This is a genomic window from Bartonella sp. MR168JLCBS (assembly GCF_042194175.1).
This window is the reverse complement of the sequence record NZ_JBHIMP010000080.1, coordinates 1,082-1,401: the sequence shown is the minus strand read 5'-3', so window position 1 is coordinate 1,401 and position 320 is coordinate 1,082. Positions and strand designations below refer to the sequence as shown.

1 protein-coding gene is annotated in these 320 nt (G+C 41.2%); it reads left to right on the top strand.

What is annotated here, in order from left to right; all coding sequences use genetic code 11:
• Nucleotides 1-75: 75 nt before the first annotated feature.
• On the top strand, nucleotides 76-320 hold a 245-nt coding region (locus ACFIK8_RS09230), incomplete at its 3' end, for a type IV secretion system protein VirB3 (protein ID WP_375669249.1).

Below are 320 nucleotides of genomic sequence, written 5' to 3'. Positions count from 1 at the left end.
GCTTATTGTATTCTCGGCATTGGGATTGTTTTTGGTGCCCCCACTCTTGTTAGTACATTAATGGGCTCATCATAAATGAATGAAGATACTCTTTTTCTTGCCTGTACGCGACCAGCTATGTTTGCCGGTGTCACAATGGAAGGAATGGCCCTTAATGTCATGGCGACATCCATTCTCTTTATTTTGACCAGCAACTTTACAATGATTGGTCTTGGCATTGGATTGCACTTTGTTTTGCGTGAAGTGACAAAATACGACCACAACCATTTTCGCGTATTATTTGCTTGGCTCAACACAAGAGGAAAACAAAAAAACCTCAC